Annotated in this window: 14 protein-coding genes and 1 tRNA gene; 7 read left to right on the top strand and 8 right to left on the bottom strand. The window is 43.5% G+C overall.

Going from position 1 to position 15,442, the window contains the following annotated elements; translation table 11 throughout:
- Positions 1–170 precede the first annotated feature (170 nt).
- From ACNPNW_RS11005 to ACNPNW_RS10990, 4 genes are all read left to right on the top strand, one after another.
- Positions 171–854: a Smr/MutS family protein gene (locus tag ACNPNW_RS11005; protein ID WP_423089762.1), complete on the top strand. Its 684-nt coding sequence runs from the start codon at positions 171–173 to the stop codon at positions 852–854.
- 93 nt (positions 855–947) lie between these two features.
- Positions 948–1,496 carry a GTP cyclohydrolase I FolE gene (gene folE, locus ACNPNW_RS11000; RefSeq protein WP_171065034.1) on the top strand — a complete coding sequence of 183 codons (549 nt, stop codon included), beginning with the start codon at positions 948–950 and terminating at the stop codon, positions 1,494–1,496.
- Positions 1,497–1,818: 322 nt separating this feature from the next.
- Entirely contained in the window at positions 1,819–2,253 is a 435-nt protein-coding gene (locus ACNPNW_RS10995) for a hypothetical protein (RefSeq protein WP_004646396.1), read from the top strand.
- A gap of 114 nt (positions 2,254–2,367) precedes the next feature.
- A complete protein-coding gene (locus ACNPNW_RS10990; protein ID WP_423089763.1) occupies positions 2,368–2,928 on the top strand; it encodes a DUF4385 domain-containing protein in 561 nt (186 codons plus the stop codon).
- 11 nt (positions 2,929–2,939) lie between these two features.
- Here the strand turns inward: ACNPNW_RS10990 and ACNPNW_RS10985 are convergent, their stop codons facing one another.
- The 5 genes from ACNPNW_RS10985 to hemE form a co-directional block, all read right to left on the bottom strand.
- Entirely contained in the window at positions 2,940–4,337 is a 1,398-nt protein-coding gene (locus tag ACNPNW_RS10985; protein WP_423089764.1) for a diguanylate cyclase, read from the bottom strand.
- Positions 4,338–4,535: 198 nt separating this feature from the next.
- The gene (locus ACNPNW_RS10980) at positions 4,536–6,422 is read right to left on the bottom strand and encodes a DUF7840 domain-containing protein (RefSeq protein ID WP_423089765.1); all 1,887 of its coding nucleotides are present in this window, start codon (positions 6,420–6,422) and stop codon (positions 4,536–4,538) included.
- 77 nt (positions 6,423–6,499) lie between these two features.
- Positions 6,500–6,970, bottom strand: coding sequence for a DUF3015 family protein (locus ACNPNW_RS10975; protein ID WP_004279577.1), 471 nt, complete (start codon positions 6,968–6,970; stop codon positions 6,500–6,502).
- 143 nt (positions 6,971–7,113) lie between these two features.
- Positions 7,114–7,917 (bottom strand): DUF817 family protein, encoded by an 804-nt coding sequence (locus ACNPNW_RS10970; RefSeq protein WP_423089766.1) that lies wholly within the window; start codon positions 7,915–7,917, stop codon positions 7,114–7,116.
- Positions 7,918–7,927: 10 nt separating this feature from the next.
- Positions 7,928–8,998 (bottom strand): uroporphyrinogen decarboxylase, encoded by a 1,071-nt coding sequence (gene hemE, locus ACNPNW_RS10965; protein WP_423089767.1) that lies wholly within the window; start codon positions 8,996–8,998, stop codon positions 7,928–7,930.
- Positions 8,999–9,203: 205 nt separating this feature from the next.
- Here hemE and ACNPNW_RS10960 point away from each other — a divergent pair, with 205 nt between their 5' ends.
- The 3 genes from ACNPNW_RS10960 (at position 9,204) to ACNPNW_RS10950 (ending at position 12,612) form a co-directional block, all read left to right on the top strand.
- On the top strand, positions 9,204–10,427 hold the full coding sequence (locus ACNPNW_RS10960; protein WP_423089768.1) for a L,D-transpeptidase family protein: 1,224 nt from the start codon (positions 9,204–9,206) through the stop codon (positions 10,425–10,427).
- A 179-nt stretch (positions 10,428–10,606) separates the two neighbouring features.
- Positions 10,607–11,305: a pirin family protein gene (locus ACNPNW_RS10955; RefSeq protein ID WP_423089769.1), complete on the top strand. Its 699-nt coding sequence runs from the start codon at positions 10,607–10,609 to the stop codon at positions 11,303–11,305.
- A gap of 335 nt (positions 11,306–11,640) precedes the next feature.
- Positions 11,641–12,612: a methyltransferase gene (locus ACNPNW_RS10950; RefSeq protein ID WP_423089770.1), complete on the top strand. Its 972-nt coding sequence runs from the start codon at positions 11,641–11,643 to the stop codon at positions 12,610–12,612.
- 125 nt (positions 12,613–12,737) lie between these two features.
- Here ACNPNW_RS10950 and ACNPNW_RS10945 read toward each other — a convergent pair.
- The 3 genes from ACNPNW_RS10945 to ACNPNW_RS10935 all read right to left on the bottom strand — a co-directional run.
- Positions 12,738–12,827: transfer RNA gene (locus ACNPNW_RS10945), tRNA-Ser, on the bottom strand.
- An 87-nt stretch (positions 12,828–12,914) separates the two neighbouring features.
- Complete coding sequence (locus tag ACNPNW_RS10940; protein ID WP_448766972.1) at positions 12,915–14,951, bottom strand: 2,4-dienoyl-CoA reductase FMN-binding domain-containing protein; 2,037 nt, start codon at positions 14,949–14,951, stop codon at positions 12,915–12,917.
- Between the two features lie 140 nt (positions 14,952–15,091).
- Positions 15,092–15,442: hypothetical protein (locus ACNPNW_RS10935; protein WP_448766971.1), on the bottom strand; the 351-nt coding region annotated here is incomplete at its 5' end.

Genomic DNA, 15,442 nt, shown 5'->3' with positions numbered 1-15,442 from the left:
AAAGCCTAATCTCAGAATTGGGCTTTTTTATTTTCAATATTAAAAAGTAGATCATAGAATCTCGAGCGTATTTAAAATCCTCAGCAATGTCATGAACGCAATTCAGTTCTCCTTTGTCTATTTTCAGACTATAATTCTTGTAAATTCCGCATCTCCCTTGTTTTTACATTATGAGTAAACACGATTCTTCATTATCTAAAGATCAGTACAACCTGCTGAAATCTTTTAAGAAGCAAATTACACAGCCACAAACGCCTGCGGTCGTTGCTGCACCTGTTAAAAAGACTGTCGAGCAAGAGACTTTAGAAGAACTGGAATTATTCCGCAAGCAAATGCAGGGCGTGCAAAAAATTGAATCGGGCAATACGGTTCAACTGGACAAACCACGCAAGAAAAAGCCGGATGCACAAATCTTGGCAAAGCGTGCAGCGGCTACTGGCCCGATGGAAACAGAGGCAATGGCTTTATCAGATACTCAGGCCATGCTCAATCCTGTCGGCAGTCAGGCCAACTTGAGCTACCGCATTGCCACCTTGCAGCATAAAGTGTTTGAAGACTTGAAAGCCGGTAACTTGCGCTGGTTTGAAGCTGTGGATCTGCATGGCTGTACTGTGGAAGAAGCGCGTCAAGCCGTGCTGCAAATTATCCAGATCGCCAAAGATGAAAACCAGAACGTGATTAAAATTGTACATGGCAAAGGCCCGGAAGCGATTTTAAAAACCTATGTGAACGGCTGGTTGCGTCAGCACCGTGATGTTTTGGCTTTTGTCAGTGCACCTGAAAAGCAAGGCGGTACCGGTGCAGTATTGGTTCTGCTCAAACGTGCAGAAAAGAATCCAAAGTTCAAACAGTAAACGGTTTTAGCCTCAAAACAAGGCATTGTAAAAGTTTTCTGCTACAATGCCGTCCTTGTTCATTCTCAGTTTAAGTGAATACGTCATATGACTATGCAGCAATCCTACGCAAACATTCTTACTGCCGTTGGCGAAGATCTAAATCGCCCTGGTCTCAAAGATACGCCTGTGCGCGCTGCGAAAGCATTTTCATATTTAACCTCGGGTTATAGCCAGACACTTGAAGAAGTGACCAACAAGGCGGTCTTCCCTTCCGATAACCGTGAAATGGTCTTGGTCAAAAATATCGAATTTTATTCGCTATGTGAGCATCATTTATTGCCATTTTATGGCCGTGTTCATATTGCCTATTTGCCGGAAGGTCATGTTTTAGGCCTGTCTAAATTTGCCCGCATTACTGAAATGTTTGCACGCCGTTTGCAGATTCAGGAAAATCTGACTCAGCAAATTGCAGAAGCAGTGGCCGAAGTCACCAAAGCACGTGGTGTTGCCGTAGTTATTGATTCTGCGCATATGTGCATGATGATGCGCGGTGTAGGCAAGCAGGAATCAACCACACGTACGGTGTCGTTTATTGGTGATTTTAAAACCGACAAAGAAACACGTCGTGAATTTTTAAGTGCGGTTCCAGAAAGCTATTAATTATTTAAGCTTAAAAATAAGTTACTCAAAGCCTCGATCATTCGAGGTTTTTGCGTTTGGAGGAAGATAACATCCATACTTAATTCAAAAGCTCACTTGCTCTAAATGACATCTGGTAACAGGGTTTAAAGATCTGTCCCAGAACTTGCCATGTTTTAGTCTGGAACTCGAACAATTCCTGCTTGTGTTTGCAACAAGCCTACACTTGGATACACGATAAAGTTTTAATCCTGCCGCTCTCCCCTTAAAGTAATTTGAAGTTGATATACAGCAAAGCGCTTTATATCTTTCTGATTGATTTTTAATGATAAGGAAAGTAACCATGGCGAATAGCAAAAATAACCAGGCGAAAGACAGCAAAAAATCAGCAAAAACTGCTAAAAAGACTCAAGATGAGAAACTGAAAAAGTCGAATAAGAGCAGTGACAAAGACAGTGATCGCAAAGTCACTAAAAAAGCGGCGAGCAGTAAATCTAAAGCGGCATCTTCTAAAAAAGACAATGCCAGCAAAGATGAAAAAGTGAAGGCGAAGAAAAATTCGAGCTCAAAAGCCAGTGATAAAGCGAAAGACCAAAAGACCTCTTCCGCGAAAAAACCGGCTAAAGCGAAAAGCAGCAACAAGAGTAAAGACGACACTAAAGTGAAAAAGTCTTCTTCAAAAAAATCGGCGCCTGCTAAAAAGCAGTCGAGTAGCTCCTCTAAGAGCAAGTCAACCAAGGCTAAAACCTCGAAGACCAGTTCAAAAAAATCGAAGTAAAATGAAAGCCCCTAGCTCTAAATGACAGGGGCTTTTCTGTATCCTGCCCCTTTATTTTTATAATTTGTATTAGCTGAAATATTGAGCAATTTTAAATTTCAGAAAAGGCCGAATATGAAGCCATCTGCCAAAGTAGCGCCACCAAAACGTCCGTCACGTGTAGTTTCGAATAGTTTTGATTATTCTCTGGACTTTGCAAAGGTTAATTTCCGCAAACGACCGGAGCTCTACCGGATTGGCCGTGGTGAACAAGGTGTATTACTGGTTGAGCCTTATAAATCAGAAATCCTGCCGCACTGGCGCTTTGCAGATGAAGAAAAAGCACAAGCCAGTAGCGAGAAAATCTATCAGCTTTTTCTAGACTATTTAAAGCAAGAAGATTTTATCGGTGCGGACATGGCACGCAAGTTTTTACAGATGGGTTTTACCCGTGCCCGGCGTTATGCCAATCATAAAGGTGGCAAAAAGTATGACGGTCCGGTTCCGGAAGACAAAAAAGGTTTAAGTGGCGCGCATGGCCGTTCCGAGCTGCCACGCAATCAGCAAGATCCTGTTAAAGCCGCTGCTGCCAAAATTTTTAAACAGAAATGGGATGAAGCTAAAAATCATCCCGCATATCTTCAGCAAAAACAAAAATTTCAGGAATTTATAGAGCAGCAGTCTGCAACTGGATAAAAACCTTTTATTTAAACCGAGAGCGGCTGTGCGGTTGGGTTCAAGGACTGATGAGCCATATAGACCCTGTTACGCCCGTTATTCTTCGCCATATACAAAGCAGAATCTGCCGCGTTCAGGAAGCGCTGATAATCCGGATGTCCATCATAAAGCACACAACCAATACTGACCGTAAATTTAAACTGCTGGCCTTGTGCCGAATTAATCATGCCATTTTCAATATATTTACGCACACTTTCGGCAATATTCAGGGCACGTTTTTCATCAGTATCCACCAGTAACAGCAAAAACTCTTCACCGCCGACCCGGAAAGCATAATCACTGCCCTGACTGTATTTTTGCAATGCTTCGGCCAGAAATTTCAAAGCCAGATCACCTGCTGCATGTCCGAATTTGTCATTAATACTTTTGAAATAATCAGCATCAATGGCAAGTAAAGACAAAGGCGTATGATTCTTACGGGAAAAAGTGATTTCACGTGAAATAATGGTATTCAAATAACGACGATTCAATAACTGGGTCAATGAATCATTACCTGATTCAATATATTCGGCCACCTGAAATAACTGATCTACCAACAACTGAATCTCACGGTTCAAGTCACGGATTCGCTGGATCAGTCCCAGCATATTGTTTTTGTCCGTACAGTCCATGATCTCTTGATTAAGTTCATCGACTTGATAAATTCGTTCAATGATTAAATCGACCTGGTCAGAACCGGTAAAAGCATAAGAGGCTTTATGGATAAACCATAAACCGAACTCAGACTTGGACAGCATCGGATGATTCAATTTCTCATGCTCAGAAAAGACCTTGAACATGAGCTCATTTTCCCAGTCCAGCAATGAGCTGCGCTGTTTATCTTTTTGTACGGCCACATCCTGCATCGCTGAAAAAACACGATAACTGTGTTTAATTTCCTGATTCATGGCTGTTTTGGCTTCATAAGATCGGCACATGACTTCTGTGGCAAATCCCATGATTTGGACAATATAACTGCAGGTGGTCAACATACTGTGGTGAGGATTCTCATCCAGCAGTTCAAACATTTTACGCTCAATTTCACGTACACCGCGCATGATCAGCCAGGACGGAATTCCGACACGCGCATGCACATGCCCCACCATCGCCTGTTTCTGCACGGCATCGGCATAGCGTTTATTAATTCCTACACTAAAGCTTTCAAGTAGCCAGGCATTTAAAGTGTCGCGCAAGCGCTGTTGAATCAAGTCATCAGAAAAGAATTCTGCAGATTCCTTTTCAATGAGCATGTTTTTATAGAATTCTTCCACCAGAATCAGGGAATGATCTTGAATAAAGTGAAAGGCATGCAATAAGTCATCAGATGAATAATTTTGACAGATCTGTTCCCATTGCTCGGCCAGTCTTGCCATGCATTCATTATTCATACTGTCTGTCCCCCAAAACCTTGCAATTTGCACTCACATTATGTGACAAATATAACAAATATCAGGTATTTTTCCTAAAATATCGACCAGATTATTTGCACCAAACCCAGCTAATCTTTTTATGCAAGGGAAAACCGAACGGTAGCCTCACAGATACACAGCACTTTATGAATAGTGTTGATCAGTTTTAACTAAATCTTAAAAATACCGGATCAAACCAAGACTCCATTGATCCCAGTCTTTGGACTGTTGTTGCTGATATTCCCAAGACAGCCGAAGTGCATGTTGTGGATTGAATGCATATTGGATTTCAGTATTCAGTTTCAGCTGCCAGCGATGCGAATCTTCCCAATAAGGCAGTTCCACCTGCACCAGACTGTTGATCTGATCGCTCCAGATATTCTGGCACCCCACAGTAGGGCCTGCACCTACGCGCCAGCCCTGATCCAGTGCCTTGCCTGCCTGTAGCTGAGTTTGCATTTGTGCATAACATAGATGTTCACGGCTGGCATTTGCCCAGCTATAACCACCCTGAGTTTTTAAGCTGGCAACGCCATGCTGCTCATCTTCACTAAACTGGCCATGCGCATTCAGTGCTTCCTGTTGCCAGCCCAGATTAAAACCCCAGGACAATGGCGTATTAAACGGATTGACGGGGTTATAGGAATTGACAGTCAATAGATCCAGATGCTCCAGTTTGAGTTCACTGTCACGATATTGCAAAGCCCCATCCAGAAACAGCAATTGTGTGCCGGTTCGAAAACCGCCTTGCGGGTCGATGAGATCATGATAAGCCTGCCGATGCCCTAGCTGGACAAAGGATTCACCCTGAACCTGTCCGGCCTGAAGACTGATATTCCGTGCATGATGGCTTTGTACCGGGTCTATTTTTGGACGTTCAGGCGCTTTACGCTGCTTCTCGATATTCAGCTGACTTCTTAAGCCTAATAACTTGCGAAAACGTGGCTGGGAAAATGATTTATCGACTGTTTGTCGGAGAAAGTCCAGATATAAATGATCATAGGCCATTTCCAGAATTTTGGCCTGATCTTCTGCCGGATAAGGCTGCAAAATTGAAGGCATTACACCTGTTTTTGCATAAGCCAGCTGATGCGCAGTTTTTGCCAGCGCTTTACCATGCTGTCTGGATTGAGCCAGCAATTGAGTTTCAAGCGCTGGACGGTAAACTTTCTGTTTGATCAAGCCCTGCTGTTCTACGACTTTCAGTGTTTCAATCGGAATCGCAGTCGAATTAAACTGTTTTTGTAGATTTAGCTCGGGACGTACCAGATCAAAAAGTCCCAGTAGGCGATAAGCGCAATTATCACTAATAAAATAATAAGGGAAACTTACATTTTGCATTTCCCAGAGATGCTGTACTAAAAACCTGGTTTCTTGCGGGCTTAAGTTTAATTCATATTCCCATAAATCCCGGCTTTCAAAGTCACCATACTCTTTAACCTTACGGTAATACGGCATCAGGGAATATTCACCCGGATATTGTCCAGTCAGCCCTTTCCAGGCAAAGGACCAGTTGTCATTGCCATCGACCGTCGCAGCATAGTTGACCGCATAAGAAATCAGATTGAGTTGTTGCTGGTCTTTAGGGTCCAGACGCAACAAGGTATGACCAAACATCGAGCTGGGATTACCCATAAAATCCGTGGCATAGATCAGGGTTGCCTGATAAGGCTTGACCTCGCCAATCCATTTATCCAAATCCGGGCAACTGACCGCAGGCAATTGTTGCTCGGAAATATTCAATTGCTGCATTAACCAGCTGCTGCGTGCAGGAAACTTACAGCGGACGGACTGATTCGGCTCTGCGCTCAGGAATAAAGCCTGAATGTTATGCTGCATTTCTTTTTTTAGAGCAGTTTTTCCCTGCTCTGCCAGGAAATAGCCCGAATAGTTAACCTCGCTATGACCTTGGGGATTGGCATACATGAGACGTTGCCAGGTAGTGCTCTGATCCAGATGCTGAGTTTCGGCCTGAGCGATATAATGCTGGATGTCTGGATTAATTTCGCTAGAAAAACTTAAAGGGCTGAATGTCAGGCCCAACATGAAGAACGCATATTTCATTCAGTTAACTTATTCTCATCAATTTCTTTTAGTCATAAGAAAACCCTGCCAGAACAGCAGGGTTTTTGAGGTGCGGATCAGATGTAGGATTTCAATACTTCATCTTTGGCCATCACAGTTTGTAAGGTGCTTAAAACTTGTAATGTATTCTGGTTTTCTTCGGAATAAATTTCAGAGAAATTCTGCTTGGAAACGCTAAAGAAACGAGCTTTATCTTCAGATTTAATATTCAAAAGTTCAGCCAGAACATTCAGGCTTTCACCCTCTCCAACTGCCATATCACGCGCCAATGCTTCAGCGTTTTCATTGGTAAAGGTCACCACTTGAGCGGTTACGGTACCGCCCTGGCTACAACCCAAGGTACCAAAAGTGATCCCGAGCCACTGATTCGTGAACAGAACGTTGGTCGTACCTGCAAAGAGTTTAGGAATAATACCAGACTGACCCGCCCACACCTGGCTTCCGATACCACAACCGACATCTCGGTCAGCCATCGCCATGCTTGAACCTGTCGCCAATACCGCCGCCAGCATAATTTTTTTCAACATAGTTATTCTCCAATTATTCTCATGCAATCTTTGTTATTACTCTAATAATGTAATTTAAATTACATACTCAGCAGAGTAGCGACAAGTCAAGTTTGGCGCAATTGAAAAAATGTATGCTTTACATAAACATAACCTGATTGATTTTACTGTTCTTTGAGCGCCCAATCGCCTTGTGAATTACGCTGTCCCAAAATTTTCAGCACCAACACCAGACTCAGCAATAACAACAAATACCAGGAGCCCAGTTTGCCCCATCCCACCATATGCCATTGCTCAATCTGGCTTGGATAGAGCCAGATTTGGTAAAAGGTACTGATATTCTCGGCAATCCAGATAATAAACGCCAGAATCAGCAGTACGGGTAACATCGGCAACTGAAAAGCATGCTGATTCAACTGAAAGCGGATTTTGGTTTTCCAGAACATCAGCACGCTCCAGACAAATAGAATCAGACGATAATCGGGAATAAAAAACTTGCTCATAAAGTTGATATAAGACAAGACAGCCAATGTCAGCATATGGCTAAAACGCGGCAATTTTTCAAATGAAACCTGATATAGACGTAAAGAGCGCGCAAAAAAACTGCCGACCGCAGAATACATAAAACCGGCAAATAAAGGCACGGTCAGGATTTTAAATATTGCGGGTTGAGGGTAATGCCAGGAAGCAATTGCCGGATGGGTCAGGAAGATTTCCATCACCATGGCCATGAGATGAAATAACGCAATCACTTTGGCTTCAGCCCAGGATTCCAGTTTGGTATAGAGCAATATCACCTGAATCAGCAAAGCAAAAAAAAGCAGATAGTCATACCGGTAAAAACCAAAGAAGAGATCGCTGCCCATAGAAGCAGTCAGCGCAAAAGCGAGCAGGAGTAAAATCCCAAATAAGGCAGCCGAAGCTGCCTTATAAGTAAATTCAAACCCTGATTTGAATAGATCGATCAAGGTTTACATCCTAAAGATATTTGGCACTATACTCATGTACGGTATCAATAAATGCTTTTGGATTCGCCGGATCAACCCACTGGGTAATACCATGACCTAAATTGGCAACATAACCGGTTTTCTCGCCATTGGCATAGGCATCATCCAGCATGGCTTTTGTCGCTTTAATGATGGTCTCTGATGAACCATATAAAGTTGCAGGATCCAGGTTACCCTGAAGTGCTGCACGACCAGCAACCGTTTGACGAGCGACATTCAATGGCGTGGTCCAGTCCAGACCAAATGCATCTGCGCCTGTCGTAATCATCGGTTCCAACCATTGACCGCCACCTTTGGTAAACAGAATTACCGGAATCTTGCGGCCGTCTTTCTCACGTTGCAAACCAGCGACAATCTTCTGCATATAGTTCAGCGAGAACTCGATATATTCACGATGTGCTAATGCCCCACCCCAACTATCAAAGATCTGTACCGCTTGTGCACCCGCATCGATCTGCGCATTCAAATATTCAGTCACTGCATCAGCCAGACGATCCAGTAAAGCATGCAAAACTTCAGGCTGCGCATACATCATCTGTTTGGTAAAACGGAAATCCTTGCTTGAACCGCCTTCGACCATATACGTCGCCAGAGTCCATGGACTGCCTGAGAAACCAATCAGAGGAACCTGACCGCCCAAGGCTGAACGAATGGTCGAAACGGCATTCATCACATAATCCAGATCCGACTTGGCATTAAATGCAGGCAGATTGGCGACATCCTGTTCGGTACGGATGGTCTTGTGAAATTTCGGGCCTTCACCGGCTTCAAAATACAGCCCCAGTCCCAAAGCATCCGGAACCGTCAAGATATCCGAGAATAAAATCGCGGCATCAAGATCATAACGGCGTAAAGGCTGCAAAGTTACTTCACAGGCCAGTTCAGTATTCTTGCAAAGCGAAAGGAAATCTCCTGCCTTGGTACGCGTTTCGCGGTACTCAGGCAAATAACGGCCAGCCTGACGCATCATCCATACTGGCGTAGCATCTACAGGCTCACGCAACAATGCGCGCAGAAAACGATCATTTTTTAAGGTCGTCATTCACATTCCCATCTTTCTTTGACATTGCCAACATCATAGCAAAAAGGCCGCAGTTTTAATAACTTCTGGCAACTTTAAAAACCGATCGGATTGAACGGCAACCTAGTGATTTACACAAAACAACTACTGCATCTCCACATTTTTTCTGTAATACTTATAGTGTTTTTTCACATAGTTAAAGAAATAATTCTTAAGGTTGAGTTACATGTTCGTTCGCACAATGCTCGCTGTGAGTCTAGGTTGCATTTTCGCAGGTCAAGTTTTTGCCGCGTCTACTGCTGAACAACCATTAAAACCCCAAGTGGTGACTGATGTTGCAGTGCAAGATCCGATTGATCCATTAGCAACTGAAGCTTCAGCGGCCCAAGCAGCACCTGCAGAAGCGCAAATTACCGCACAAGAACAACAAAACTTAAAACAGGCATCTGAAGCACTGAATGAGCTACAGGATACCGAAGATCAGACTGCTTCTATTGGCGCAGCACCAAATACCAAAGCACCGACTAACTCTGCGGCAACCAAAGCTTCGTGGACTTTAGATGGCTTAAACAATGCCCAATGGTATGAAAATATCGGTGCAGGTCAATTCCCCGTTTACGCACGTGCGCATGTCATGCTGAATAATGCCCATGCATCACCGGGCGCGATTGACGGAACCAGCGGTAAAAACACACTAAAAGCCATTGCGTCTTTCCAGCAAATGAATGGCATCAAACCGACAGGTGTTTTGACTCAGGAAACCTGGGATAAACTGGTGGCACGTCAGGGTTCTAAGCCAACCTTTATTGAATACACCATTACTGAAAAAGATCTGGCAGGCCCATTTGCCAAGTCTATTCCTTCAGATTATGCGTTACAGGCGAAAATGAAAGGCCTGTACTACACACGTGTCAGTGAAATGTTGAGTGAAAAATTCCATATGGATGAGAATTTCTTAAAGAAACTCAATCCAAATGCTAACTTTAATAAAGTTGGTGAAAAATTACTGGTCAGCAATGTACGTAATGACTTGCCTGAAGGTATTCACTTGATTGTTGCGCATAAAGGCGCGAAACAACTGTACTTATTTAACAGTAAAAATCAAATGATCGCTTCATTCCCTGCCACCATTGGTAGTGCGGATACACCATCTCCAACCGGAACCTATAAAGTCACAGGTGTTGCACCAAACCCTTGGTACAGCTACTCACCTTCTAACTTTGTACAAGGTAAAAACTTAAAACCACTATCTTTACCACCGGGTCCTAACGGTCCTGTCGGGAATATCTGGATTGGTTTAAGCAAGAAATCATTTGGTATTCACGGGACACCAAACCCGTCTACCATTTCGAAAACAGCGTCACATGGTTGTATTCGTTTAACTAACTGGGATGCCAATGATCTTGGCCGTAAAGTCAAATCTGGGGTAACGGTTCGTTTCTTAGAATGATGATCGGTCTGCCGATTTGAATAAAAATAGCCTGCTTTGAGCGGGCTTTTTTATTCCTTATGTTTACTTTCAGCTCTGTCGTTGCAAAAATGCAATGATCTGTCGCCTATTTGAGATTTTTTCAGTTATAAAACGACAGTATGATGATCTCAAGTTAAAAATAATGTCGAGATAAAATCATGAATGCTTTTCTACATCCTAGCGAAAATCGTGGTCATGTAAAAATGGGCTGGCTGGAGTCTAAACACAGTTTCTCATTTGGTAACTGGTATAACCCAAAGTATATGGGTGTCAGCGCTTTACGTGTCATTAATGATGACCTGATTGATGGACATCAGGGTTTTGGAACGCATCCACATGACAATATGGAAATCCTGACCTGTGTGCTGAAAGGAACCATTACCCATCAGGACAGCATGGGCAATCATGGCGGAATCGCTGCGGGTGAATGGCAACTGATGAGTGCAGGAACAGGTGTGCGGCACAGTGAAATGAACCAAGGCGACGAACAGGTCCATTTACTGCAAATCTGGATTATTCCAAATGAACGTGATGCCAAGCCGAACTATCAGCAAATCCGTCTTGACCCGCATGAGCAACCGAACCAGTGGCATTTGATTTGTGGTCCGAATGACAATGCACCGATGCATATTCGTCAGAATGCCGAAGTCAGAACTGCGGTGATTCAGCAAGGCCAAAGTCTGGAAGTGAAAGCGACCCAGCATATTAATTATGTACATGTTGTTTCTGGCACTGTCCAGATCGCTGAACATAAGGTTGAAGCTGGCGGCGCAATTGCTTTTCTAGATGATACAGAAATTAAAGCAAGCGAAGATGCGCAAGTGATCTGGTTTGATTTGCCGGAAGTACCTAACTAAGCTTTTAAAGCTCTCAGCTCTAATGGCTATTGATCCCAGTGATTAATAGCCATTTTTTATACGTATAATCATGAATAAAAAATAATAGTTCGCAAAATCATAATAAGGCTGCTTAACCAATAAAATTATGCCTACGACCTATACAAATCCAACCAATTCTCATCACATTTTTACCTAAGCAATGCATTATTTAGGTGAATATAAACTGATCCCTTTCCATGGAATCCAGTGCTGTATAGCTTTGATCATTCACGACTGGTTTGATATTGTCTTTTGCAGGCATAAAGTGAATTAATCTTTTCATGTAGGTTAAATAAATAGAAGAGCATATCCGTATGAACCAAATTTTAGAGATTCAAAGCAGCCCGCAGCAAGCTTTGCTTTATTTATTAGCCTTTTTAAAACAACAAGATTATCAGTTTACGACCATTACACCGCTTTCCCACCAGCGAATTCTGAATCGAAAAAAGAATGAAATTTATAAGCACAGAACCCATCAGGATATCTTTGGCTGGAATCTAAACTTTAAAAAAACTGATCTTGATTCTGCCCTTTTTACATTATTGCAAGAACATCAGCTTCTACAGGTTCAGGGAGATCAATACTTGAGTCAGGTTCGGGTTTCTTCACTCGATGGCGAACTCTTTATTCATTCAGCTTTTCCAACCACTCAGCAAGATGCGGTATTTTTCGGTCCGGATACGTATCGCTTTATCTATCATCTCAAGCAATATCTAGCTGCTCAGCCTCGCCCTTTTAAACGGGTCGTGGAAATGTGTTGTGGCACTTCAGCAGCCGCGATCAGCATTGCCAGACATTTTCCAGATGTGAATGAAATGATGGTTGCAGACCTGAATCCCAAAGCCTTGCTCTATAGCCAGATTAATATCAGTTTTGCCGGCTTAAACCATATTCATCCGGTTCAAAGTAATTTATTTTCCAATCTTGATGGAAAATTTGATCTGATTTTTGCTAATCCACCGTATTTAATTGATCCCGAACAACGTCAATATCGTCATGGCGGTAATGCGCTGGATGGCTGTGATTTATCATTCAGGATTATAAAAGAAGGTCTACAGCGCCTGAATTCTGGCGGACATTTATTTCTATATACCGGTGTGACCGTGACTGAACATGGCAATCTGTTTTTGCAGCATCTTAAAGATTTGATGAAACAGCATCAAAATATAATCTGGTCCTATGAAGAAATTGACCCGGATATTTTTGGTGAAGAACTGGAACAACCGGCTTACCAACATGTGGAAAGAATTGCGTTGGCATTAATCAAAATTGAAGTAGGCAATTAAAGAATATTTATTAATTATGGAATTTTAAAATTTTGACTTTGTTCGCTATCAGCTTATTTTAAATCGTTTTATTAAAATCATAGAAATAAAAAAACCCCAATCTTTCGACTGGGGTTTTTAAAATTTGGCGGAAGCGGTGAGATTCGAACTCACGGAGGACTCACACCCTCGTCGGTTTTCAAGACCGGTGCATTAAACCGCTCTGCCACGCTTCCATGGGCGCAATAATACGGAGCTTTTGTCCGGCTGACAAGTGAAAATTACAGTGAATGCAATCAACTGCATATAGTTTCATCAAATCCTTACAGTTTTGCTGCTAATTCCGCTCCCTCACGAATGGCGCGCTTGGCATCGAGTTCAGCAGCCAGTTTTGCACCGCCAATAATATGATACTGCGCCAAGGTATTTTCCCCAGCACTCGGCATCAGGTCTTTTACCGATTCCTGACCTGCACATACCACAATGCTATCCACACGCAATAATTGAGCATGGCCATCTACCTCAATCCATAAGCCTTCATCCGTGACAGATTTATATTGCACACCGCGCAACATCCGCACGGCATGTTTTTTTAATTGGGCACGATGTACCCAGCCTGAAGTCTTGCCTAGTCCTGCGCCAAGCGGTGTCTTTTTACGTTGTAATAGATAAATTTCCCGTACTGGAGGTTCTACTTCAGCACGCTGTAACCCGCCTTCAGTCACATAATCTGGATGAGAATCTACACCCCATTCACGCTTCCACTCATCCACAGGTTGCGGCTGTATTTGATGCGGTGGCTTTAATAAAAACTCGGACACATCAAAACCGATCCCGCCTGCGCCAATAACCGCAACACGATCACCGACAGGTGCGCCACGTAGCACTTCTGCATAAGATAATACTTGTGGTGCCTGACTGCCTTCGATATTCAAGGCACGCGGCACAACCCCTGTAGCCACAATCACCTCATCAAAACCCTCACGCTCCAACTGCTCGCGGTTGACTCGGGTATTGAGACGCAGATCAACTCCGGTTTTTTCTAGCTGCACTTTAAAATAACGAATCGTTTCGTGAAATTCTTCTTTCCCCGGAATCACTTTAGCCAGATTGAACTGCCCGCCTACTTCATGACTGGCCTCAAACAAAGTGACATCATGCCCGCGACTGGCTGCGACAGTAGCCGCTGACAGACCTGCAACACCACCACCAATCACTGCAATACTTTTCGGTTTTTTGGTTTTGACATAGACCAGTTCGGTCTCATAAGCGGCACGCGGATTGACCAGACAGGTTGCGCGCTGGTTTTTAAAGGTATGATCCAAGCAAGCCTGATTACAGGCGATACAGGTATTGATTTCATCAACACGATTGGTTGCGGTTTTGTTGACCCAGAAAGCATCGGCCAAAAGTGGACGTGCCATCTGTACCATATCTGCCTGACCAGAGGCCAGAATCGCCTCGGCAGTGTCTGGCATATTGATCCGGTTAGAGGCAATCACCGGCACCGAAACATGTTTCTTAACTTCAGAAGTGTAATCGACAAAAGCAGCTCGAGGCACGGAAGTCACAATAGTTGGAATACGTGCTTCATGCCAGCCAATCCCGGTATTGAGCAAAGTAATTCCTGCCTTTTCCAAAGCTTTAGCTACGGTAATCACTTCCTGCATGGTATTGCCATCATGTACCAAATCGAGAAGTGACAAACGGAAACAGATAATAAATTTCTCACCAATTTCAGCGCGAATCGCTTTAACAATTTCTACGGCAAAACGCATCCGGTTTTCGATCGGGCCACCCCAACGGTCGGCACGTTGATTAACATGACGGCTTAAAAACTGATTCAGCAAATAGCCTTCCGAACCCATGATTTCCACGCCATCATAGCCGGCTTTTTTGGCAATGCTGGCAGTTTTCACATAATCCTGAATGGTATTCAGAATCTGTTTATCTGACATTTCACGCGGCTTAAAAGGAGAAATCGGCGATTTGATCGGGCTGGCTGAAACCACGAAAGGCTGATAGCCATAGCGTCCGGCATGCAGAATTTGCAAAAGAATTTTGGCGCCATGCTTATGCACTGCATGCGTTACCAGACGATGCGGTGCAATGTCCCCCAAGGTATTCATGGTACCACCCGCCGGCAACAACCAGCCTTGACGGTTTGGCGATATTCCCCCTGTAATCAGCAGACCTACGCCACCCTTTGCTCGTTCACCAAAATACGCAGCCAGTTTAGGATAGTTATAGAAGCGGTCTTCCAGACCAGTATGCATCGACCCCATCACCACCCGGTTTTTAATGGTGGTAAAACCCAAATGCAGTGGCTTTAAAATGTTGGCATAGCGCGTCGTGGTCATAACAAATCCCTGATTATATTTGGCTGAGCAAGTCATTCCCTTACTTTAACTGATTTTCAGAGGCTTTTTATGACCCGGAGTTCAGCATTTTCAGGCACAAACATCAATCTTCAACACCAGCTCGCTCTATACATGACGAATTAGTTCTGCCATTGTCGTGCGCTGGATTTCCATAATGCAATCGCACCCAATACTGTCCCAATCGGAAAACTGAACAGCATGAGGATTGCCATCACTCTGGATAATGTCCGCCCTGATCCATTACCCTGCTTCACCTTAATACTGGCCTGTATATTAAAAAACATCAGCAAGCCTAAAAGTAGCAACACCACACCTAAACTCAGCATGGAAATACTGGATTGCTGATATTCAAGATATAAAAACAGCACTGTACTAAAACCAATCAGGCCGGCATAAATCCCATGCAACAGTGCCAGCGTTTCATTCTTGGTTTTAGGATTTAAATTAGGTAAAGGTGGGATGCGAGTCGC

Source organism: Acinetobacter endophylla (assembly GCF_053543775.1).
Note: the sequence above shows the minus strand (reverse complement) of the source record. Positions and strands in the feature narration are given on the sequence as shown.

What these genes read in the sequence shown, in the direction of transcription:
- hemE (WP_423089767.1), bottom strand. Translation starts at nt 8,998, where the DNA reads ATGACGACCTTAAAAAATGATCGTTTTCTGCGCGCATTGTTGCGTGAG.
- ACNPNW_RS10960 (WP_423089768.1), top strand. Translation starts at nt 9,204, where the DNA reads ATGTTCGTTCGCACAATGCTCGCTGTGAGTCTAGGTTGCATTTTCGCA.
- ACNPNW_RS10950 (WP_423089770.1), top strand. Translation starts at nt 11,641, where the DNA reads ATGAACCAAATTTTAGAGATTCAAAGCAGCCCGCAGCAAGCTTTGCTT.
- ACNPNW_RS10940 (WP_448766972.1), bottom strand. Translation starts at nt 14,951, where the DNA reads ATGACCACGACGCGCTATGCCAACATTTTAAAGCCACTGCATTTGGGT.
- ACNPNW_RS10990 (WP_423089763.1), top strand. Translation starts at nt 2,368, where the DNA reads ATGAAGCCATCTGCCAAAGTAGCGCCACCAAAACGTCCGTCACGTGTA.
- ACNPNW_RS10995 (WP_004646396.1), top strand. Translation starts at nt 1,819, where the DNA reads ATGGCGAATAGCAAAAATAACCAGGCGAAAGACAGCAAAAAATCAGCA.
- ACNPNW_RS10985 (WP_423089764.1), bottom strand. Translation starts at nt 4,337, where the DNA reads ATGAATAATGAATGCATGGCAAGACTGGCCGAGCAATGGGAACAGATC.
- ACNPNW_RS11005 (WP_423089762.1), top strand. Translation starts at nt 171, where the DNA reads ATGAGTAAACACGATTCTTCATTATCTAAAGATCAGTACAACCTGCTG.
- ACNPNW_RS10975 (WP_004279577.1), bottom strand. Translation starts at nt 6,970, where the DNA reads ATGTTGAAAAAAATTATGCTGGCGGCGGTATTGGCGACAGGTTCAAGC.
- ACNPNW_RS10980 (WP_423089765.1), bottom strand. Translation starts at nt 6,422, where the DNA reads ATGAAATATGCGTTCTTCATGTTGGGCCTGACATTCAGCCCTTTAAGT.
- ACNPNW_RS10955 (WP_423089769.1), top strand. Translation starts at nt 10,607, where the DNA reads ATGAATGCTTTTCTACATCCTAGCGAAAATCGTGGTCATGTAAAAATG.
- folE (WP_171065034.1), top strand. Translation starts at nt 948, where the DNA reads ATGCAGCAATCCTACGCAAACATTCTTACTGCCGTTGGCGAAGATCTA.